At 50.0% G+C, this 21,115-nt stretch carries 24 protein-coding genes; 8 read left to right on the top strand and 16 right to left on the bottom strand.

The window, feature by feature from the left end:
• Positions 1 to 74: 74 nt before the first annotated feature.
• The 6 genes from phnC (at position 75) to yjcZ (ending at position 3,595) form a co-directional block, all read left to right on the top strand.
• On the top strand, positions 75 to 848 hold the full coding sequence (gene phnC / locus PGL01S_RS22035) for a phosphonate ABC transporter ATP-binding protein (protein ID WP_127496728.1): 774 nt from the start codon (positions 75 to 77) through the stop codon (positions 846 to 848).
• The gene (gene phnE, locus PGL01S_RS22030; protein ID WP_127496727.1) at positions 845 to 1,660 is read left to right on the top strand and encodes a phosphonate ABC transporter, permease protein PhnE; all 816 of its coding nucleotides are present in this window, start codon (positions 845 to 847) and stop codon (positions 1,658 to 1,660) included. The genes phnC and phnE (PGL01S_RS22030) overlap by 4 nt, the downstream gene beginning before the upstream one ends.
• Positions 1,657 to 2,451: a phosphonate ABC transporter, permease protein PhnE gene (gene phnE / locus PGL01S_RS22025; RefSeq protein WP_127496726.1), complete on the top strand. Its 795-nt coding sequence runs from the start codon at positions 1,657 to 1,659 to the stop codon at positions 2,449 to 2,451. The genes phnE (PGL01S_RS22030) and phnE (PGL01S_RS22025) overlap by 4 nt, the downstream gene beginning before the upstream one ends.
• 166 nt (positions 2,452 to 2,617) lie before the next feature.
• The gene (locus PGL01S_RS30955) at positions 2,618 to 2,785 is read left to right on the top strand and encodes a hypothetical protein (protein WP_164775558.1); all 168 of its coding nucleotides are present in this window, start codon (positions 2,618 to 2,620) and stop codon (positions 2,783 to 2,785) included.
• Between the two features lie 275 nt (positions 2,786 to 3,060).
• On the top strand, positions 3,061 to 3,228 hold the full coding sequence (locus PGL01S_RS30950) for a hypothetical protein (RefSeq protein ID WP_164775553.1): 168 nt from the start codon (positions 3,061 to 3,063) through the stop codon (positions 3,226 to 3,228).
• Between the two features lie 247 nt (positions 3,229 to 3,475).
• Entirely contained in the window at positions 3,476 to 3,595 is a 120-nt protein-coding gene (gene yjcZ, locus PGL01S_RS22020) for a sporulation protein YjcZ (protein WP_127496725.1), read from the top strand.
• 96 nt (positions 3,596 to 3,691) lie between these two features.
• On the opposite strand, the gene PGL01S_RS22015 is transcribed toward yjcZ, so the two are convergent.
• The 5 genes from PGL01S_RS22015 to PGL01S_RS21995 form a co-directional block, all read right to left on the bottom strand.
• Positions 3,692 to 4,474, bottom strand: coding sequence for an SDR family oxidoreductase (locus PGL01S_RS22015; protein WP_127496724.1), 783 nt, complete (start codon positions 4,472 to 4,474; stop codon positions 3,692 to 3,694).
• 126 nt (positions 4,475 to 4,600) lie between these two features.
• Positions 4,601 to 5,494, bottom strand: a complete 894-nt coding sequence (gene rsiV, locus PGL01S_RS22010; protein ID WP_127496723.1) for an anti-sigma-V factor RsiV — start codon at positions 5,492 to 5,494, stop codon at positions 4,601 to 4,603.
• Positions 5,491 to 5,997 (bottom strand): RNA polymerase sigma factor SigV, encoded by a 507-nt coding sequence (gene sigV / locus PGL01S_RS22005; RefSeq protein WP_127496722.1) that lies wholly within the window; start codon positions 5,995 to 5,997, stop codon positions 5,491 to 5,493. Before sigV ends, rsiV begins: the two co-directional genes overlap by 4 nt.
• Before the next feature lie 27 nt (positions 5,998 to 6,024).
• Positions 6,025 to 8,070 (bottom strand): acyltransferase family protein, encoded by a 2,046-nt coding sequence (locus tag PGL01S_RS22000; protein WP_127496721.1) that lies wholly within the window; start codon positions 8,068 to 8,070, stop codon positions 6,025 to 6,027.
• Positions 8,071 to 8,190: 120 nt separating this feature from the next.
• Positions 8,191 to 9,630 carry an aminotransferase-like domain-containing protein gene (locus PGL01S_RS21995; RefSeq protein ID WP_127496720.1) on the bottom strand — a complete coding sequence of 480 codons (1,440 nt, stop codon included), beginning with the start codon at positions 9,628 to 9,630 and terminating at the stop codon, positions 8,191 to 8,193.
• 124 nt (positions 9,631 to 9,754) lie between these two features.
• Between PGL01S_RS21995 and PGL01S_RS21990 the strand changes: the two genes are divergently transcribed.
• Positions 9,755 to 10,360, top strand: a complete 606-nt coding sequence (locus PGL01S_RS21990) for a LysE/ArgO family amino acid transporter (protein ID WP_127496719.1) — start codon at positions 9,755 to 9,757, stop codon at positions 10,358 to 10,360.
• A 39-nt stretch (positions 10,361 to 10,399) separates the two neighbouring features.
• Here the strand turns inward: PGL01S_RS21990 and PGL01S_RS21985 are convergent, their stop codons facing one another.
• The 6 genes from PGL01S_RS21985 to PGL01S_RS21960 all read right to left on the bottom strand — a co-directional run bounded on the left by PGL01S_RS21985 (position 10,400) and on the right by PGL01S_RS21960 (position 16,403).
• Entirely contained in the window at positions 10,400 to 11,626 is a 1,227-nt protein-coding gene (locus PGL01S_RS21985) for a Ger(x)C family spore germination protein (protein WP_127496718.1), read from the bottom strand.
• Entirely contained in the window at positions 11,623 to 13,032 is a 1,410-nt protein-coding gene (locus PGL01S_RS21980) for a spore germination protein (protein WP_127496717.1), read from the bottom strand. The genes PGL01S_RS21985 and PGL01S_RS21980 overlap by 4 nt, the downstream gene beginning before the upstream one ends.
• A complete protein-coding gene (locus tag PGL01S_RS21975; protein ID WP_127496716.1) occupies positions 13,029 to 14,123 on the bottom strand; it encodes a GerAB/ArcD/ProY family transporter in 1,095 nt (364 codons plus the stop codon). Before PGL01S_RS21975 ends, PGL01S_RS21980 begins: the two co-directional genes overlap by 4 nt.
• Complete coding sequence (locus tag PGL01S_RS21970) at positions 14,104 to 14,370, bottom strand: hypothetical protein (protein WP_127496715.1); 267 nt, start codon at positions 14,368 to 14,370, stop codon at positions 14,104 to 14,106. Before PGL01S_RS21970 ends, PGL01S_RS21975 begins: the two co-directional genes overlap by 20 nt.
• Positions 14,371 to 14,479: 109 nt before the next feature.
• The gene (locus PGL01S_RS21965) at positions 14,480 to 14,776 is read right to left on the bottom strand and encodes a chorismate mutase (protein ID WP_127496714.1); all 297 of its coding nucleotides are present in this window, start codon (positions 14,774 to 14,776) and stop codon (positions 14,480 to 14,482) included.
• A 151-nt stretch (positions 14,777 to 14,927) separates the two neighbouring features.
• Entirely contained in the window at positions 14,928 to 16,403 is a 1,476-nt protein-coding gene (locus PGL01S_RS21960; RefSeq protein ID WP_127496713.1) for an MDR family MFS transporter, read from the bottom strand.
• Positions 16,404 to 16,656: 253 nt separating this feature from the next.
• Between PGL01S_RS21960 and PGL01S_RS21955 the strand changes: the two genes are divergently transcribed.
• Positions 16,657 to 17,238 carry a TetR/AcrR family transcriptional regulator gene (locus PGL01S_RS21955; protein ID WP_164775557.1) on the top strand — a complete coding sequence of 194 codons (582 nt, stop codon included), beginning with the start codon at positions 16,657 to 16,659 and terminating at the stop codon, positions 17,236 to 17,238.
• Positions 17,239 to 17,300: 62 nt separating this feature from the next.
• Here PGL01S_RS21955 and PGL01S_RS21950 read toward each other — a convergent pair whose 3' ends face one another.
• The 5 genes from PGL01S_RS21950 to PGL01S_RS21930 all read right to left on the bottom strand — a co-directional run bounded on the left by PGL01S_RS21950 (position 17,301) and on the right by PGL01S_RS21930 (position 20,935).
• The gene (locus PGL01S_RS21950) at positions 17,301 to 17,756 is read right to left on the bottom strand and encodes a VanZ family protein (RefSeq protein ID WP_127496711.1); all 456 of its coding nucleotides are present in this window, start codon (positions 17,754 to 17,756) and stop codon (positions 17,301 to 17,303) included.
• A gap of 63 nt (positions 17,757 to 17,819) precedes the next feature.
• Positions 17,820 to 18,017, bottom strand: coding sequence for a helix-hairpin-helix domain-containing protein (locus PGL01S_RS21945; protein WP_127496710.1), 198 nt, complete (start codon positions 18,015 to 18,017; stop codon positions 17,820 to 17,822).
• An 18-nt stretch (positions 18,018 to 18,035) separates the two neighbouring features.
• Positions 18,036 to 18,938: a DMT family transporter gene (locus PGL01S_RS21940; RefSeq protein ID WP_127496709.1), complete on the bottom strand. Its 903-nt coding sequence runs from the start codon at positions 18,936 to 18,938 to the stop codon at positions 18,036 to 18,038.
• A gap of 191 nt (positions 18,939 to 19,129) precedes the next feature.
• A complete protein-coding gene (locus PGL01S_RS21935) occupies positions 19,130 to 19,978 on the bottom strand; it encodes an NAD-dependent epimerase/dehydratase family protein (RefSeq protein ID WP_127496708.1) in 849 nt (282 codons plus the stop codon).
• A gap of 18 nt (positions 19,979 to 19,996) precedes the next feature.
• Positions 19,997 to 20,935: an aldo/keto reductase family protein gene (locus PGL01S_RS21930; RefSeq protein ID WP_127496707.1), complete on the bottom strand. Its 939-nt coding sequence runs from the start codon at positions 20,933 to 20,935 to the stop codon at positions 19,997 to 19,999.
• Between the last annotated feature and the right edge of the window lie 180 nt (positions 20,936 to 21,115).

Below are 21,115 nucleotides of genomic sequence, written 5' to 3'. Positions count from 1 at the left end.
AAGCCAGTACAACGCCGCCTGCGGCTTGTGCTGGCTTGTCCCGTTACCGAAACTTTCTAAAAGGATGGGTTCCCATGATCGAGCTCCGCCAAGTATCGAAAATTTACCCGAACCAGACCAAAGGGTTAAACCATATCAACTTGACCATCCAAGAAGGAGAATTTATCGCGATTGTCGGTTTGTCTGGCGCCGGCAAATCCACCCTCCTCCGCTCGATTAACCGACTCCATGATATTACCGAAGGCGATATCTTGATCAACGGCCAATCGATTACGAAAGCGAAAGGAAAAAAGCTGAGATTGATCCGCCGGGATATCGGCATGATTTTCCAAAGCTTTAATCTGGTCAAAAGATCTTCCGTCCTGCGCAATGTATTAGCCGGCAGGGTTGGTTATCACTCTACCCTCCGGACCTTAACCGGCCGATTCCCGCAGAAGGATATCGATCTGGCCTTTGAAGCGCTTGGCCGGGTCAATATTATGGAAAAAGCGTATTCCCGCGCGGATGAGCTGTCCGGCGGCCAGCAGCAGCGTGTCGCGATTGCCCGCGTTCTGGCCCAGGAAGCAACAATCATTTTGGCCGACGAGCCCGTCGCTTCCCTTGATCCTCTAACGACCAAACAGGTTATGGACGATTTGAAAAAGATCAATCTGGAGCTTGGCATTACGACGATTGTGAACCTCCATTTCATCGATCTGGCCAGAACGTATGCCACCAGGATTATCGGCCTCCGCGCAGGCGAGGTCGTCTTTGACGGTCCCGTATCGGAAGCGACGGATGAACGGTTTGCCGAAATTTACGGCCGTCCGCCCCAGCGGGATGAGCTGCTTGGAGAGGTCGTCGTATGAGTCTTCACGTGAATACGAAGCCCGCCGCGGCCCAAAAGACCGCGCGTCCGAAGCCGCCAAGCCGCATTAAGCATTATTTGACCATCGCATTGATTCTTGTTCTGCTCTGGGCTAGCAGCAAACAAACCGAAGCCTCCCTTCCCGAGCTTATTACCGGAATGCCCAATATGTGGGATCTTCTGAAAGAGATGTTCCCGCCGCGCTGGAGCTACTTCGACAACATCGTTCACGGCATGCTCGAAACGATCCGCATGGCCCTGATCGGCACAACGATCGGTGCCATATTGGCTATTCCCGTTTCCCTGCTTTGCGCGGCTAATCTGACGCGTTACCGTTGGCTGTATTATCCGTCCCGCTTCCTTCTTAATCTGGTTCGCACGGTACCGGATCTGCTTCTGGCCGCAATTTTCGTCTCCGTCTTTGGCTTGGGTCCAATTCCGGGGATTCTGGCTCTAACCGTTTTCTCGGTTGGCCTCATCTCCAAGCTGACCTACGAGCTGATTGAAACAATCGACCACGGACCGCTTGAAGCCTTAACGGCCGCCGGAGGAAACTATACGCAAAAAATTATTTACGGGGTTGTCCCGCAAATCCAGGCGAACTTTATGTCGTTTGTGCTCTATACCTTCGAGATTAATGTCCGTGCCGCCGCCGTATTGGGTCTGGTCGGAGCAGGCGGCATCGGTCTATATTACGAAGCAACGCTTGGCTTCCTGGAGTACGACAAGACAAGCGTCATTATCCTCTTTACGCTTGCGGTAGTTCTTGTCATTGACTATGCCAGCACGAAGCTAAGGGAGCGACTGTTATGAATAACATCATCATTCAAAAGCCGAAAAAAAATCCATATCGCTGGCTGGTCTACGCCGCCCTGCTCGCCGTATACATCTGGGCTTTTAGCGGCGTGCCTTTTACAGGCATTAAAGAAACCGCCGGAACCATTATGAAATCCATTTTAACGGGACTTTTTGAGCCCGATTGGGATTATGTTTATTTGCCGGACGGGGAGGATTTGCTGCGGGGATTGCTGGATACGCTGGCTATTTCCGTTCTGGGAACGATTATTTCTGCGGTGGTCAGCTTTCCTTTTGCCATCTGGGCGGCCAGAAATAGGAGCAGGTTCCGGACGGTCTCGGGATCGGGAAAGATTGTTCTGAGCTTTGTGCGCACCTTCCCCGAGCTGGTTATGGCCCTCCTCTTCATCAAAGCCGTAGGTCCGGGCTCGTTCGCAGGCGTTCTTGCTCTTGGCATTCATTCCGTCGGCATGCTTAGCAAGCTGTATGCCGAGGAGATCGAGAGCATCGACCGCGGTCCTTCCGAAGCCCTGCTTGCATCCGGCGCCAATCGCTTCCAGCAATTATGGTTTGCCGTGCTGCCGCAAGTGCTGCCAAGCTTTTTGTCATATACGTTGTACCGGTTCGAAATTAACGTCCGTTCGGCGACCATCCTTGGCTTTATCGGAGCCGGAGGAATCGGTACGCCGCTCATCTTCGCTTTAAGCACGCGTCATTGGGACCGTGTCGGCATTATTTTGCTTGGGATTATCGTCATGATCACCGTCATTGACCTTATCTCCGGCGCGATCCGAAGAAAGCTCGTGTAATGGGAAAAGGACAGTTCCATCAATGGAACTGCCCTTTTCTTTTCGATTCCCCAAAAGGGTAAATCCCTTAGCCCGGCTTTTGTACCGGAGAGGCAAATACCCAAGCATATCTCCTCCACCCACATATATTGAAGAATACTCCAGACGTAAGGAGGTGTTGTGAATTATGTCAGGACTTGGCCATGGTTTTAACAGTGTTGGTTCAATTCTTGTGCTGTTCATCTTGCTGGTGATCATCGTCTGCGGTTGCGGATTTGTAGGCGGTTGGGGTGGCGGCTGCGGCGGCGGTTACCCGGGAGTTGGAGGCGTAGGTACAGGTAAAGGTTACTACTAATCCATGCAGATACTGCCTCCATGCATGCTGATGAATGTAATTCTTTAAATAGATGCAGCAGACAGGAGACCCCTCTGTGGGTCTTCTGTTTGCTGTACCGGCCGATCAATCTTCCTGCTAAGCGATTCGCCCCGGCATGGCGATTATCCACCCATTACCTCTGTACCGGAGGGGCAAATGGAATTGGTTAAATGCCTCCGAGGCAAATACCCAAGCACATCCGCTTCTCGCTCATATATTAAAGTATATCCAGACGTAAGGAGGTGTTGTGAATTATGTCAGGACTTGGCCATGGTTTTAACCATGTTGGTTCAATTCTTGTGCTGTTCATCTTGCTGGTGATCATCGTCTGCGGTTGCGGATTTGTAGGCGGTTGGGGTGGCGGCTGTGGCGGCGGTTACCCAGGGGTTGGAGGCGTAGGTACAGGTAAAGGTTACTACTAATCAATAAAGCATCATGCCTCCATGAATGCTGATGAATGTAATTCTTTAAAATATAGAGCGGACAGAAGGCCCCTATACGGGGCCTTCTGTCCGCTTGCGCCTGGCCTGTCAATCTTCCTATCAGGAGACTCATCCTAGCATGACGATTGCAAATAGCCTCTTATCTACGAGATAGAGGTCCAAGCAATTGCTAACATAGAATCATAATCTATAGTGTATTCTAAATTACTAGGAGGTTTTATTCTTAATGGCATCTTCCGGTTTCATTCTTGTTCTGTTTATCCTGTTGGTCATTATCGCTTGCAGCTGTGGTATCTTTGGTGGCGGCTGCTCTTCTTACGGCGGATATCGGGATAAAAAAAGCTAATACAACTGGCTAGTGATTTTCATAAAAATAGCGTTGCAGGGTGCTATCCCTGCAACGCTATTTTTCTTTTTTAAAAGGCAAGTGAGGCACCCTTTATTATTTTCCGGCTTCCGCATGCATGGCATCCACCGATTTACTCATTAGCTTGAAAATAAAATTAGGCGCCATCCGGCTCATCAGCTTGAGCAGATTGCTTTGCCCCGGACGAATTTCAAGCTGATCCTTTTCCATCGCTTTAAGGACATGACTAACGAGCTCGGATACTTCCATCGCCGAGCTTCCTTTCATATCATCGGCTTCGAACGCGTCAACCAGCGTTGTTTTCGTTAACGGCGGAGCAAGCTCAAATACCTGAACCTGCGTATTCTTGAGCTGGGCCCTCAAAGAGCGGGTAAAGGAATGAATGCCGGCTTTTGTAGCGCCGTAGACGGGCGAGATCGCGAAAGGAACAAACGCCAATGCGGATGAGACATTCATGATGGCCGCGGATGGCTGCTTCAGCAAATGGGGCAGGAACTGGTTAACCATACGAACCGGTCCGCTCAGATTCGTCTCGATCTCACGGCTGATGTCGAGGAGATCGACTTCCTTCTTCTGCAAATTGATTTTACGCATCAGGCCTGCATTATTAATAAGCATATTAAGCTCCGGGAATTGAACGGTTACGCTGTTATGCAATTTGGCGATAGAATCGGGATTCGTAACGTCGCACGGGAACGTATGAAGCTTCGGGTATTGCGCTTTCGCTTGTTCGAGCTTAGCTTGATCCCGGCCAGCTACGATAACCGTATTGCCAAGGGCCGATAAGCGGCTAGCCAGCTCGAGACCGATGCCGGAAGCACCGCCGGTTATAAGAATGGTATTGGAATGAAGTTTCATTGGATTTGTCCCTTCGCTTGTGAGTTTATCGGCTGTATTTTACCATCCCGATCCCTATCTTGTCACCAAAATAAGGAATTGCGGAGACCAAACAAAGCAGAGGAGCATCGCCCCTCTGCTTGTCCCTTACTTGATATAATGGTTGCTGACAAGATCACCCTGGATGGCGTCTGTTGGAATAATGAATTCCGGAAGGCCCATCGAGCCCGGAGCAACCTCATATTTATTAAATACGATAACCAGCTTGCCGTCTTCGTTAATATAGAAGCTCTGATCCTTCTTGATCGACGAGAACGTCTCCTCTTTCGAGATATAGTCCGTTGCTCCGGCAATCCAATAGATCTTGCCGTCATCGTTTTTCATCTGCTCTTTCATTTGGGCTAAAATATTGTCGCTTACCAGCTTTATATACTGATCATCTTTGAACAACATTGGCAATGTAATCAATCTCTGATTTTTCTTATCAATCGTATCAAACTGCATCACCGTGGAAGAAGATGCCGCCGTCTGCAGAAAATAACGGCCAATAGACAAAATCGTATCGTTATCCGTCTTCACTTCGTATCCGGCATCTATTCCGACATGAGCGTCGTTCAAGCCTTGTTTCTTTAGTTCTTCAATCTCTGCCTGGAATTGGGCATATAACGCTTTACTTTCGGCCAAATATTTCTGATTAAGCCCCAGTTGAAGCTCCTTGTTCTCCATATTCGTAATCGCCGGCACTTTGATATCGGCTTCGTAATTCGAATCCTTCACTTTGAACTCTTGCAAGGTAAGCACTTTGATAATCCGTTCCACGCCAGGAATAGAAGCAAGAGCGTTCGCAACCGTTGTACTGGCGTTAATCGCAATCAGAAATACGAGTATCGCTGCCGCCACCGTCATCCCTTTTACCTTCAAACGTTTTGCCTTGCGGGTATGCAGGGCTTGTTTGATGGAACGGTTAACGATAAGATCCAGCTCCTCCGGAATCGGTACCGACTGATACTCCTTCCGCAGATGCTCTAATATATCACTCATCCATTAGTCTCCTTTAAGGAAGAATCCTTCAGCTTCATGCGAAGCAGTCTCAACGCTTGGTACAATCTCGTTTTGACCGTATTCACATTCTCTTGAAGCACCTCCGCCACCTCTTCGATCTTCATATCCTCGAAGTAGCGGAGGACTACAACTTCCCGGTATTTAGGGGGCAAATCCGCGAGTGTCCTGACCAGATCGATGTCCATGTAGGAATCCTCTGCGCCTAAAGCGTAAAATTCCAGTTTTTCCTGGTCCATCGGATGAACTCTCTTGTGCTTGCGCAAGAAATCCAAAGAGGTGTTCACAACGATACGGTAAAACCAGCTTTTCACCACTGTGGAATCCTTGAGCAGCTCGATGCTGGTCATGGCTTTATAAATCGAGTCCTGAACAATATCGAGCGCGTCCTCTTTATTTTTGACATAGCTATATGCCAGCCGGTAAATGTTTTCCTTGTTTTCTGTGATGCAATTGGTCAGTATTTGTTCGGACTTTCTGTTCATGGCCGGCATACCCTTCTCTATTTATGGTCACTTGGAGATCGCATCGATAAGCACGGACGCATAAAACTCTGCGCCGTCGCGCTTCAAATGAACGCCATCCTTCGCGAAATAATCTTCCTTCCCTTCGCTTGCAGAATACCAGTCTACTATGGTTACATTGCTGTACGCCTTAGCAACTTCTGGAAGCATCTGATTTACTGTATCCTGCCAATTCCGCGGAACGCGCGTATTGACGAGATAAATACGTTCAACCTTATCAAGCGACTCGATTAACGCCTTCAGCTGCTTGTTGGTAAACGCTCCGTTGGTTCCCAGCTCCAGAACGACCGTGCTGCCCAGCGTATCATTAGCCTTCATCTGGTCGATCACGTCCTGTGCCTGCCTCATCTGACGGCCGACTTTTCCGTCCACTACGATGCCGGGCATTAATTTCTCGAGGAACGGTGCGGCATCCAAAATAACGGAGTCGCCGATAACGGTAATGCCTTTGCCGCTTCCCGCTTGATGTACGGGAGGTTTTGCCGTTTCAACGGGCGGCTTATTCGGGTCGTCCGATCCCTTTTGCGGAGGCTCGGTGGCAGAGCTGTCTTTTGTCTCTCCGGAAGGCTTCCCGGCATCCGTTTCCGGTTCTTTGGACGGCTCCGGCGTATGCTCCGGCTTAGTCGTCTGAACAGGCTCCTTTGTAGGATCCGGCTCCTCATTTTTCGCCGGTTTGCTAGATGCGGTATTTTCATCCGGTTTATTCGCATGCTTGTCGGGAGTTGAAGCGGCAGCATCGTCTTCCGGCTCTTTTGTTGGAGACGGCGTTGGCGTAGATGGCGGTGTTGTCGGCTGCAAGTCATCACGCTGGATATTATCCGAGACAACCGTAACCGGAGCCTGTTTCGCCTTCAGAAGCGAGTTCCCGAAGCTTGGCGTAAGTAATAAAGGAATAATTATTAGAAAAGCTAGAGGCTGTACGCCAAGCCATCTGACGGAGAATACCGTCCGGAATTTTGCCCGAAGCGAGCCGCGCCGAAGCGGTTCCTCCACGTATTTGTAAGATAAGGCAGCGAGCGCAAAGCTTGCCGCAATCTGGCATGCAATCAATAACGGACTAGGGGTAACGGCTTGATTGGAAGGGTTCGTTAAAATAATAACGGGATAATGCCAAATATATAAGCTATAAGAACGAACGCCAATCCATTTTAACGGGCGAAGCCCCAAGGCTTTGGCCAGCAAGCTGGCAGGATGCGCCAGTACAGCGATTACAATTGCAGTGAGAACCGACAGGCCCAGGAAACCGCCGCGGTATAAGGAAGCATCGTATTCGTTCATCTGGTACATCAAGACAATAAGGGCGATCAAGCTTATGCCTCCGATGATATCCATCGAAAACCGGGAGGCTTTGGACACCGTTGCATTCAGCTTATGACTCGGCCATACGACAGCCAGTGCCGCTCCAATCAAAAGACCAAACATGCGGGTATCCGTTCCATAATAGACGCGGCTTGGATCAGATCCGGGAACGTACAGGAACGCCATTGCGAGTGCCGATGCGACGGCTGCTGCAAGAATCATTACGAACAGTTTTCCGCGGCGGTGGGTCAGAAGCAATAGCAGCGGCCAAATCAGATAGAACTGCTCTTCAATCGACAGAGACCATAGATGACCGATTGGGGACGGCGGGCCAAAGCTTTCGAAATACGAGACCTGATGGAAAATCAGCCACCAGTTATTGACGTAGAACAGCGATGATAAGTAGTCGCCCTGCAAGTGGTTTAACCGGTCGGGATCGAGTAACAACAGCCATATGGCAACGAACAGCAGCATACAGAACATCGCAGGAAGAAGCCTGCGTGCTCTTCTTATCCAGAAGTCCTTCAAATCCAGCCTTCCGTAGCGCTGCTTCTGAATAAGGATTTGATCGGTAATGAGGTAGCCGGAGATGACAAAAAAGATGGCAACTCCAATTAATCCTCCCTGCGCCCATTTCATGTTCAAATGGTACGCGATGACGGCGAGCACCGATAAAGCCCTTAATCCGTCCAATCCCGGCATGTAACGTTTCTTGCTGTTCATGTTGTCTTCCATTGCTGTTTCCGTCCCTTACATATTAAATAATTTTGTTATGTATTCAAGACGCAGCAAGCCGCTAAAAAGTTTGCACTTTTTTTATGGAAATTTTGAACAAAAAAACAGCATCCCGTCACTTCAGGGTATGCTGTGGGCAAGCCTCTCGATTCCTATTTTCATTTGCTCAAAAGAGGCGTAAGAGTAGGACAAGCGAAGATGGTTTTGATCCGTTTTGTCGTAGAGGTATCCGGGATTAAGCAGTACTCCGTCTCTAAGTGTGGCGTCGAATAAAGCGTGGATGGACAGGTCGCGTTTGAACCTTAGCCAGATATAGAACCCGCCTGCTGGCTCCACCCATTCCGCCACTCCTTTCAAATAATAGTCCAGCAGCTGCAGCATATAGGTGCGGCGGGCTCTCAGCTCCTTCCTCACATGGTCGAGATGCTCCCCGTACAGCCCTTGCCGAAGAAATTGCGCGACCGTCCATTGAGATAACGTGCTGGCCCCGTAATCGGATTGCATCTTCACATCGGCAAGCCGATGGATCACCTGCTCCGGTCCAATAACCCAGCCAATCCGCAATCCGGGACTTAACGTCTTGGACATGCTCCCGATATACAGGACCAGCCCGTTCTGGTCCAGCGATTTAAGCGGAGGAGGGGATGGTTCGTCCAGCCAGAGATCGCGGTACGCATCATCCTCCATGATCGGCAGCTTGTACTTTACGCATAATTGGTAAACGTCCTGCCTTCTGTTCAAAGACATTACAGTACCCGTAGGGTTATGGAAGCTGGGAATGGTATACAGTAACGTCCCTTTTCCGCTTCCCGCATACTGCTCGAGTACCCGCGCGTCCATCCCCCCCTCGTTTAAAGGCAAGCCGGTCATACTCATGCCGGCAGACTGAAAGACTTGAAGGGATTGCAGATAAGACGGAGATTCGGTTAATACGGAAGATCCGTTCTTCAGCAGACCGAGGGCAATAAGCTGCAACGCTTGCAGGGCTCCGGATACAATGAGTACCGAATCGGGAGAAACGTTCACTCCGTAACCCGCCATATGCTTGCTGATCTCCTCCCGAAGCGGATACAAGCCGCGGGGCTCCGGATAGCCGAAAATATCCGTTTGGGGCGGCAGCTGCCGGAGGATCCGGTTCATCGCCTTCGGATATAAATCCGGAGAAGGCTCCCCCGTCCCAAGCCTTATGATATCCGGTATAAACTCCGCATGATTAATATCCTGAATGGTTCGTTGGTTCGGCCGATGTACACCGGTCTTTACATAAGCTTCCCAGTCCGGCAGCTTGGGAACCTCGTTATCCCAGGCTGCGGCTGCGGAAACAATTGTCCCGCTCCCGCTCTTCCCTTCAATCAGCCCGTCTGCCGTAAGCTCTGCGAAGGCTTGTACGATAGTGCTCCGATTCACGCCGAATACTTGCGCGATAGCTCTTTCCGTCGGGATACGGCTGCCCGGCGGCCATTCGCCGCTTTCTATTTTTGCACGGACATAATCGGCGATTTGCCGGTAAAGAGGCATTCCGTTATTCCGGACCGGCCTCCAGTTCGTTTCAAACTTCATCGGTATCCCCATTCCCTGATCTGATATTGGTTGGTAAGGAAGCCAACCGTTTGGATGGCGACAATGTTTGCTGCAGCCCTTACAATAAGTCCATATTTTCATACAAAGAAAGGCTGTGTTTCCTTTGCCATTCCTGCATGGTTTACTGCTGGCCATCGGGCTCATTCTGCCCCTTGGCGCGCAAAATGTGTTTATTTTCTCGCAAGGCGCGCTGCAACCCAAATTCCGCATGGCTCTTCCGGTCGTAATCGCTGCGGCCTTATGCGATACGATTCTGATTCTGCTGGCGATTCTTGGCGTCTCTGTACTTATTATAAACATACCCGTACTCAAAACCATTCTTATTATCGCCGGCGTACTGTTTCTTGCCTATATCGGCTGGATAACCTGGCGCTCAAACGGCGTAGCCTCCTCCACCGGCGAAGCTAGCCGTTATTCCCCGCGCAAGCAGGTTATGCTCACCGCCTCGGTATCGCTCTTTAATCCCCATGCCATCATGGATACGATAGGAGTAATCGGTACCAGCTCCTTGCATTACGGCGGCCCGGCAAAATGGATGTTCGCCATAGCCTGTATCTTCGTCTCGTGGCTGTGGTTTTTCTCTCTCGCCGCAGCCGGAAGGATAATGGGCAAGCTTGATTCCGGCGGCAGACTGATGAAGGCGATGAACAAAATCTCCGCTCTGCTCATCTGGGCATCAGCCATTATGATGGTTGTAATCAATGCATAAACGGAAGAAGACCAGCCGGATGCTGGTCTTCTTCCATGTTTATGGTCCAATCCCGTCTTTTTCAAGCTTTTGCGTCTTCAGATCCGGGCGGCGCAAAGTGAAATTACTGTCGATTTCCACTTCGGCTTTGCTGAACAGCGAGTCCCATTCCCTAGCGATAGGTTTGAACTTGCGGAAGTGATAGCGGTAATAGTGCTGGCCGAAGCCAAACACGTCTACGCCGAAATTTTGCTGCACATAGCTGATCGTCTTTTGCAGTTCTTTGTTAACGTATTCCCGGGTCATTTCTTCAATCTTGTCATAGCCCTTAATCGTCGTCAGCTTAATATTCTGGTCAAGACTCGTAATCTTGCCATCCCCTTCGACATTTAGCCGGATTTTTGGCGTTTTACCATCCATCCGGACATGCATATGGGAGTGCATATGATAGAATTGAACGGCTACTGCGCCAGGGCTTTTGGAACCGTTAACCGATCCCGGCAAGGCGAATAAAGTGTTATAAACGTAGTCGCTTGCCAGCATGACCATACGCGTATGCTCGTTGGACAGGTACCCGATAAGCTTATCTCCGCGGAAGACGGCAGCACCGGCCATTTTGACGACGGCAGCCGGATAGATCGTTTTGATCGAATCAATGGACTCGCTCTTCTCTACATTGCCTGATATGCTAATAGCCCCCAGCATCAGCACACGCCCTTCGGTTAACAGCACTTGCGCAACATCGTACAAGTGACTGCGGGGAATACCTCCGTAGACCTTCCGGTAAGTCTCCACCTGCATTTGAATCTTATACCCGGCATATTGCCCCCTTGCGTAGACCGTTCTTAGGAAATCCGATGCGGGGGAGCCCTTTCCTACCAGCACAAGAACGTCTTCACGGACATACCGGTTCCGTTGAAGCACGTCCATAAACTGATCGATCCCTTCCCTTGCAAGCCGTTCATCGATAATGATAACCCGGATATGAGAGATAAGGATCATACGCTCCAAGCTTTCGTTGATCCTTTGCGTTGCTTCGGCTATCGAATTACCTTCTTTGGAATAGATCGCGGTTGGCGTGCCGCCTTTTCCCCCTTTGGTTGGGTCCGTCTCCAGAGCGTTAACGACTTCAAAGGTCACCTTGTATTTCGAATGATTGCCCGGTTCAAGCGCCATCCCCGTTACAAGCGAAGACTGGTTCAGCTCGGTCTGATCCCAGCATCCTGTACAAGCTGCCAATAGCGCGAAGCAGAGCAGGATTATCCCTGCGAATCGTACGACGCTCATGTGACCCTCCTCTTATCCCAGCGGGAGAATAAAGACAAGTACGGTACGCCAAACGATTCAATACGCGTAATCTGTACCATCAGAAAGGCACAACCTAGCACGAGTCCATAGAGCCCTATTATGGAGGCCAGAATAATCATCCCGAACCGGAAAAAGCGCACTTTGGAACCAAACGTATAGATTGGCGCGACAAACCCGGAGATCGCGGTCAAGGAGACAACGATGACGTTAATGTTGGACACGACTCCGGCCTGTACCGCAGCTTCGCCAAGCACGAGCGCACCAACAATGGAGATGGTTGGTCCAACCAGCCGTGGCATCCGGGTACCCGCTTCGCGCAAAATCTCAAACGTAATTTCCATGAGCAGAATCTCGATGCTTGCCGGAAAAGGAATGCCCTCCCGCTGGGCTGCGATGCTGGTCAGCAGAATGGTCGGAACAAGCTCCTGATGATAGCTCGTCACCGCAATGTAGAGAGCCGGGACAATCAGAGACAATATAAAGGCAAAGTATCGGAGCACGCGGGAAAAGGTTCCAATAACGACCCATTGGTACTCATCCTCCGGCGATTTGAAGAAGTCGGTGAATAGTGCCGGAACAACAAGCACAAAGGGGCTGCCGTCAACAATGATAGCGATTCGTTTGTCTATCAAACAGCTGCAAATCGCGTCCGGTCGTTCGCCGCTATAGACAGTCGGAAACAGCTGAATTCCTTTTCCCTTCGAATGAAGCATCTCTTCAATCCGGGCGGAATCGAACAAGCTGTCGATCTGCGAGCCGTTCAGCTTCTCCCGGACCTGCTTCAGAATATGATCTTCTACCTCGCCGTCCAGGTAAGTCATATAGACAGCCGTATGCGTCATATAGCCAAGTTCGAACTTCTCGAAACGGAGCTTTACGTTGTTGAACCTTCTGCGGATCAGGCTCATATTCGTATCTGCCGATTCCGTGAATCCTTCCTTCGGGCCGCGAACGACATTTTGCGTGGTCGGCTCGTCGATGGAACGGGAATTAAGCGTTCGAACCTCCAGTACAAGCACCTTCGGGAACCCGTCTATAAAGATGGCGGCGTTGCCAAGAACAATCTTGTCCATTACCTTATCCAGGTCCACAAGCGTCTCATGCTTCAACGCGGCATAATGGACGGTCTCCAGCAGATGAAAGGTCTCGTCCATGCTGACTGGCTCTTTATGCTCGGACAGAGTCAGCTCCTTCAGAACATGCTCTATGATGAAATCCGTATTGGTCATGGTGGTCAAATAGCATAGAAGCCCTTTGTAATGCCCGACATCCACGGAGACTACCGCCAGATCCGCCGTATTGCCGAACACGGAAGAAAACTGTTTTTTTACGCTCTCTAAACGGTAGAACTCCTCTCCGGCAAAGCTCATATTGTCCGTATTCATGTGGCCTCTCCTTTTCGGTAACGGATTCGGAGCAGCAGCAGCGTTAATAGCGGCACGATTAATTGAAGCGGAATATGAAGCGTATAGATGACATACGTCAAGCCTTCCGTCAAATGCTCGGCGCTGTTGCGCGTGACAAGGATTGAAAATGCACCTGCCAGAAGTGCAAGCGGAAAATTATATTTCCCCGTCTTACCCTTGAAAATATGCATAAGACCTTCCGTGCAAGCGAATAAAAAGACCGCGCATTTAAGCAGCGTTCCGAACATAATGATAAGCGCGATGATGGCATCCATCCGCGTGATGATATTGGCGATATTGATGAGACGCGCCGCATCAAGCAAAGCGAATGAGGAATATTTCTTCTCTTCGATGCCAAGCGTCCAGATTTGAATGAGATCGGACACCGATAAAATAAGGCATGCGCTCAGGAATGCGTATAAGGTAAGCCGGCGAAACCCTTTCGCGCCGCCAATCTCCTTATGAAACACCAGGAATACAACGATCTCTCCATAAGGGAACCAGATCGAATGCTGGAAGGCAGACAACACCACCGGACCGATTCCTTTCGATAAGAACGGGAGCATCTGTTCCAGAATAAGCGAGCTGCTGAACATCAGAAGAATCCCGATAGTAAGCAGCATCATTATTACAATGCATAATACAAGCGATGCGAACCGGGCTATGGCCTGAATCCCGCCCAGCGTGGCATAGGCAACGATTAGGACGAACAACGTTGTGATGACCGGTACGGGAGTCATGCGAAGGAGCGTGCTCATAACGAGCTCAACCATATCCCTGATATTCCGGGAGGCAATGTACAGAAAGTAGGTTGCATAGACAAGGACAAAAGCTTTGCCTATGATTTTTCCCCAAGCTTTTTCAAGCAGCTGGTACAGCCCCATATCCTTCTGCGAAGACAACATGGCACCATACACGACAATAAACAAGCAAGCCGGGAAAAACGCAATGATTCCGACTAACCAGGAGTCCGGAACCACGCTAGGCGTTCCGAAGATAATCGATGTACTGAGCAAAAACACCAGCTGCATCGCGAACATATCAACAAAGTTAATTTTGCTTGGCGTCACCGTTATTCCCTCTTCCCTGCTTATTCGGCTGCTTGCCAGGCTTCTTCAAACGTTCGGTCATGTTAAAGTCTACCCATGCTCCCATCAGAAACGCAGCCGCGATAATATAGATGGTCGAAGTATCCGGATAGATCGGAAGAAGATGCACAAATACATGCAGGAAAGATTGTTTAAAAACGAGCATATCCAGAAAACACATGACGAGCAGGCCCATTACCGTAATGACGAACAGTCCGAGGATGATCACGAGGCGGCACCCTCCCTAACCTTGTAGTTATTGTCATTTTGCTCCAACAGGGATGGAAATATGTACAAAAAAAGCACCGCGGCGTAACCGAAGTTACAACCGCCGTGCCTTAAACCGCTTGATCCGTGAAATTTTCCGTAAGCAGCTCCTGATGTCTTGATATCGCGATGTCCATAATTTTCCGGTAAATGTCTACGGCGTATTCTGGCCTCAAGCCGTACTGCTCGGAGAGCTCGACAATTTTCTTAAACTGCTGTTCTTCCCGCTTGGGATCTTGCGAATGAAGCTGATTCGCTGCTTTGTATTCCCCTACTGCCTCAGTAAAGATGAATCTTTGTGCCAATAAGGCAACAATCTGTTGGTCCGTCTTATCAATGGCCGATCGCAGTCCTTCTAATACTGTCATGTGCACCCTCCGTAGTCTGATGTCGCGTAGACGCTTTATAGCAGTAAAGCAATCAATATATATTGAAGATAACATACAGTTGTACAGTCTGTAAACGAAAAAAACCATCCATTCCTGAACAATTCAGAAATAAATGGTATTTTCGTTCGGATTAGTGACCCATCATCATAGGAGCTTCAACAACAGAACCTTCATCGCCTTCTGCTCTGACCGGTTTGCGAAGGAATAAGCCCAACAAAACGCCTGCAATGGCAATGCCGACCACAACAAGGAAAGTTTCACCGTAGGAATGATATAAGGCGTCAATCTCCGGAGCCTTGCCAGGTACCGTCGCATCTTTAATCTTTGTAGTCAGATAAGTGCTTAGTCCAGCGATCGCAAAAGACGTCATCACCTGCTGCGCTGCGGAAGTGAGCGAGGTGACGCGGCCAACCAGGCTTGGCGGGGAGGCTTGAATCAGATACGTATTCATTGGCATCATGGACAAGCCCATCCCCACTCCAAACAGACCGGAAGTAATCAGGATAAGCGATAAACCGTCATCCGCGGAAATGTTCGATAACAGGAACGAAGCCACTCCGACGATACTAAGGCCGGTAACCAGCAGCGGTCTTGCTCCGATCCGGTCAAACAGCCTGCCGCCAATCGGCATAAAGACGGCGGAAGCGATCGCTTGAGGCAGCATGATCAGGCCGGATTCCGTGGCCGTATGGCCCTGGACTTGAATCAGAAGCATCGGAATGAGGAAGAACGTTCCCATCAGCGCAATTTGCGTAAACCACTGGACGATAATCCCCTTGCTGAAATCCCTGGAACGGAATACGCGAAGCTCCAGAAGCGGCTGCTTGCTGCGCAGCTCAACAAACACGAAGATAATGAGCGAGGCAGCGCCGACAATCAGACCGGTTAAAGTCTGAACCGAAGTCCAGCTTGTGCCTCCTTCGCTTACCCCATATGATAGTGCGGCAAATGCGAGCGGTCCAAAAATAATGCCCGGAACGTCAAGCGACTTTACTTCCTGGCGCTCAATGTTCGGCAACGTACGCATGCCTGCGATAATCCCGATGATGCCAAGAGGGATATTGATAAGGAAGATCCAATGCCAGGTTGCGTAATCGATTAATGCGCCGGCTACAACGGGGCCTAACGCGGGAGCGATCAGAACCGGAATTCCAAGCATCCCCATGACGGAGCCAACCTTCTCGGGCGGGCTAAGCTTATAAATGATCGCGAAGGCAATCGGCATAACCATGCCGCCGCCAAGACCTTGAATAATCCGGAAAAGAATCAGCATTTCGATATTGCCTGCAAAAGCGCATAGCAAGGAACCAAACGTAAACATCCCCACGGAAATGAGGAAAATCCGCTTTGCCCCAAACCGGTCGGACAGCCAGCCTGCCAGCGGAATGACCGCAGCTTGCGCAAGCGCATATCCCGTAGTCGTCCATTGAACGACGGACAAGTCTTTGCCGAACTCCTTCATGAATCCGCTTAACGCGACATTCATCGCCGTTCCGTCCAGAATAACCATAAATAAACCAACAATGACGGCAATGAGAGGCGCGATGATCGATCTGATCGTAAACGCACTCGCGTCAGGTACGGCTTGAATATTTGATTTCGCCATTTGTATCCTCCATTCGTGATTTCTTACATTTTGGATTATAGCGATAAAATGACCATTGGTCAACATTATTTTAGACCAGTGGTCATTTTTTATTTTTCTTATTATAATTGGCATTATAGCTCGTCAATCAGTTAAATATGGACAGATAAGTTTGTAAATTCTTTTAAACCTTGTACCGTCGGTCATTAAAAGTTTGAACCCATATTAGCCGTGGATATGCTATACTGTAGGCATTAAACGGAGGATGATGGCTGTGAACCGAGAAGAGAAAAAGCTCGAGACCAAAAACCGGATACTTGAAGCGGCGATGTGCCTGTTTGCCGAGCAAGGCTTTGAATCCACCACCGTCGCTCAAATAACGGAAGCTGCCGGCGTTGCCAAAGGCACTTTCTTTAACTATTTCAAAACCAAAGAAGATGTCCGCGGCAAGCTGAACAAGCTGGTTGCCATTGATGAAATCGTAAACCTCAAGGATAAGCCAGGGCCTTACGCCCCCCGCTTCCTGGCGCTCGTCAAGACGCTTGGCGATGCCATGGCCGAGAATCACGGCATGCTTCTGCTGTCGATTCAAGGCATGCTCGCGAACAACCAGAACATGGAGGAAAGCAAGGAAGGCTTCTGTCTGATTATGGACAATCTGATTCCCGTATTTGAGAAAGGCCAACAGACAGGCGAGTTCACGACAACCATTCCCGCCACGACGATGGCGTGCATCGCGACGCAAATCTATTTGGGAACGATGCTTAACTGGGTTATGGGCATTTCGAAGGAAGGCTTTGGAGACCAGCTGCTGATCTCCTTCCAGGTGTTTTTCGAAGGGATTCTGAAGAAATAACAGGCAAACCAAAAAAACCGTGCCAATGGCACGGTTTTTATCCTATATGCAGTTTAACTTCTTCACCGGGATGCGAACATGAATAGCTTGATAAAGGCTAGTCCAATGACCGCTCCAAGCGTGTTCAGAATAATATCGTCAACATCAAAGCTGCCGACTCTGGTTACGAGTTGAATGGACTCTACAAGGAACAAAATAAGGATTATGGCCGCAAGACTTCTGGCTGCATGAAACAAACTCCGGCTAAGCAGCGGGAGGCATACGCCAAGAGGAATAAACAAGACGATATTTCCGAACAGATTCTTCACCCAAGCATCGGTATTATAAGCATGCCGGTGATAGATCAACGATTTGATCGTATGAAACGGAACAAGGTTGTAATTATAGACTGGCCACCTGTAACTGCTGTCGCGGATAAACAACAGCTTGATCATTATAAGACTATACAGGATAAACAAGGTAAGCAGGATGACATGCACGGGCCTCGATAGACGCCTGTTCGTTTCAACCTTTCTCATACGGCATGTCCCCCCTTTCGCCGTGTTAAAAAAGCAGCGGTTGCCCGCTGCTTGCTCTCAACGTTATTCGCGGAAGGCTAACCCCTTCTCGGCAAGCGCCTGGCGGAGCAGGACGATTGCCGTTGGCCCAACGCCATGGAGCGCAAGCACCTCGGCTTCGGTAAGCCCCGCAAACTGCTCAAGCTTCACATAACCCGCTTGGGCAAAGGCGCGCTTCGCCGGCTTGCTTAGCTTGGCCGGAAGGTCGCTAATTTGATCCATCGTATTCGCTCCTTTGCTTTATACCGCTGCTTCCACGCTGTCTTCTTGTTTCGCGGTTTTCTTTCTTGGACCGGAGAAGTTAAGAAGCAGGAAGCCTGCCACAAAGATTAGGGTGCCAATAATGATATAGCTCGTAATTGGATCCCGGAAGAAAATGTATGCCCACAAAATCGAGAACAACACGGAGCTGTTGCCCACAATCGCTACTACGGCGAACGGCACCCGCTTCATCGCTTCCGCGAACCAGAAGAAGCTTAAGCCGGTAATAACGCCAAGGCAGACCAGCGCCAGCCATGCTCCGGCCGTGGATACTCCGGTAAATCCTTCGCTTTGAAACGGAATCGGAATCGACACCATCAGCGTTGCAATTAGGAAGACGGAGAAATTCATATTGCCGTTATCCATGGTCTTCACAAGCATCCGCTGGCTCATGACATGCACCGCAGCGCCAATCCCCGCAAGAGTAAACAAGACGGTCGTTAATCCGCTGCTTCCGAGCAGCTTGTCCAGCGGAACGCCGTTCCACCCGACAACGATAACGCCAACCACGCATAATGCCGCGGAGATCCAACCGGCCCTCGTCACCTTCTCCTTGAAGACGAAGCTGCCCGCTAAGAGCAGAACCACGGTCTGCACGGGCTGTACGAGAATATTGCCGTAAGAGTAACCGATCATAAGCGCGACGTTCTCGAAAATATAGTTGGCTGATTTGCCCGCAGCCCCGAACCAGAGCCATTTCATCCGGTAACGGAACTCGATCTTCCCGTTCTTCATCAACAGATAAATCCCAAGCACAAGAACGCCAAAGAAGAACCGGCAGAAGGAGATGATGGAGCTGTCGACCATCGTAGAAGCTGTTTTTACAAGCACGCCTACAAAGCTCCATGCCAAAGTTGCCAAGAAAAGAAAAAGATAACTCACAAGCTGCCGCACCTTCTCATGTCTATTAAGTAAATTCCACTAAGTAAGCGTTTAAAGTATACTCCGCGCGTAGGAAAGCTGTCTATAAAAAATGACACATTTGGCCATTCAAAATTTGGCCAATCTAATATGGCAATGCGAAATTCCCGCAAAAAAACGGTCCCTATCGCGCGGATAAGGACCGTTCTCCATTACTTCTTCAACTGCTCGCGCCAGAAATATTTCGGCTGCCAGCCAAGCAGCGTCTTAGCTTTGTCGCTGTTCAGCAGCGATTCAAAGCCTTCTAGCGGCGCCCGGAAATCGGTGACCTCCGGATAACGGGCCGCCATCAGCTCGCGGCTGGTAATGTCCATACTAGACTCATCGTTCGCGAGGTTGATCGCTACGGACCCAAGCCCTTCCGCCTTGATGGCTAGCTCGCAAGCTTCCGCTATGTCACGCGTATCGATATAGCTCCACAGGATGCGTTCCCGCTCCTCCGGCTTATGGATAAACGAAGGGAAACGTTCATACCATTCGGGCGGAATGACGTTGCCGAGGCGCAGCGATACGACCTGCATGCCGGTACGGCGGTGGAACATATCGGCTGTCGCTTCGTTAACGATTTTGGACAATCCGTAGCTATCCTGCGGAAGCTGCGGATGAGCTTCATCCATCGGTACATATTGCGGCCCAAACGGATGCTCCGCGAAGCAGATGCCATAAGAGGATTCGCTGGACGCAATAACTACTTTTTTAATGCCAAGGCCAGCTGCTGCTTCCAGCACATTGTAAGTAGACATCACATTGTTGCGGAAGGTGACCTCGGGAGGCACCATGCCCGCTCTCGGAATGGCCGCCATATGAATGACAGCATCTGCGCCTGCCAGCGCTCCGTAAGTCTGACCCAGATCCTCCAGATTCACGATCAGGGTCGGGCAAATCGATTCGTCCGGTTGGCGCGTATCTACGTTAAGCACTTCATACCCTTGTTCCACGAAATGCTTGACGATCCAACGTCCAAGCATCCCGCTCCCGCCGGTAACTACAACTTTAGCCATCTAGGATGTCTCCTTCTTTTACTTCAGAATAGTCTCGATTTGTTCCAATACGTCTTCGCTTAAAGCAATACCCGAAGCTTTCGCATTTTCCGTTACTTGATCCGGACGGCTTGCGCCAACAAGCGCGCTGGCTACGTTCGGTTGACGGAGAATCCAGGCAAGCGCGAGATTGCCTACGCTGATGCCGAGCTCCGACGCAATAGCTTCCAGCTGGCGGACCTTGTTGATTTTCTCTTCCGTAATGCCTTTGCCCATCCAATCGATTTTAGCCGCGCGGCTGTCCGCAGGGAAATCGGTTGCGGACGTGTATTTGCCGGTAAGCAAGCCTTGCGCCAGCGGAGAGAAGACAACTTGGCCGATGCCGGAGCGTTCGCTAAGCGGAATGATCTCCTTCTCGATGTAACGCTCAAACATATTATAGATCGGTTGGTTAACCACAATACGGTCCAGCAGATATCGATCCGCTACGCCAAGCGCTTCTGCAATTTGCGACGCCTGCCATTCGCTAACGCCGACATACAGCACTTTGCCGGAACGAACCAGATCATCGATCGCGCGAAGCGTTTCATAGAGCGGAGTTTCCGCATCATGACGGTGGCAGTAGTAAATATCGATGTAATCATGGCCAAGACGCTTCAAGCTTGCATTCGCCTGCTCGATCACATGCTTGCGGGACAAGCCGCGGTCGTTGGGGCCGTCGCCCATCGGCCAGAATACTTTTGTCGCGAGAACATAGGATTCGCGCGGATACGCTTTCAGCGCTTCGCCAACCAATTCCTCCGCGCCTCCGCGCTCGTACACATTTGCCGTATCGAAAAAGTTAATTCCCAAATCGTAAGCCGTGCGGATCGCGTTAACCGCATTCTCGCGTTCCACGTAACCGCCATATGTAAGCCAGCTGCCTAAGCTGATTTCGCTAACCTTCAGACCTGTACCGCCAAGTTTCCGATATTTCATCGTATTGCTCCTCCATTCGTTTACCGAAAATTTTTTATTGCAGACACAAACGGCTGTTCTCCAGCAAACCTTATTCTAAAGGACATCCTCCGGGCTGAAAAGAACTGAAATGTTTTTCATTAGATTGGTTCGAGGTTACCTACTATACTTGGATATACCTCGATATTCATCCCGTAAAAC

Origin of the sequence: Paenibacillus glycanilyticus NBRC 16618, from assembly GCF_004000805.1 — a bacterium.
Classification (GTDB): Bacteria; Bacillota; Bacilli; order Paenibacillales; family Paenibacillaceae; genus Pristimantibacillus; species Pristimantibacillus glycanilyticus.
Note: the sequence above shows the minus strand (reverse complement) of the source record. Positions and strands in the feature narration are given on the sequence as shown.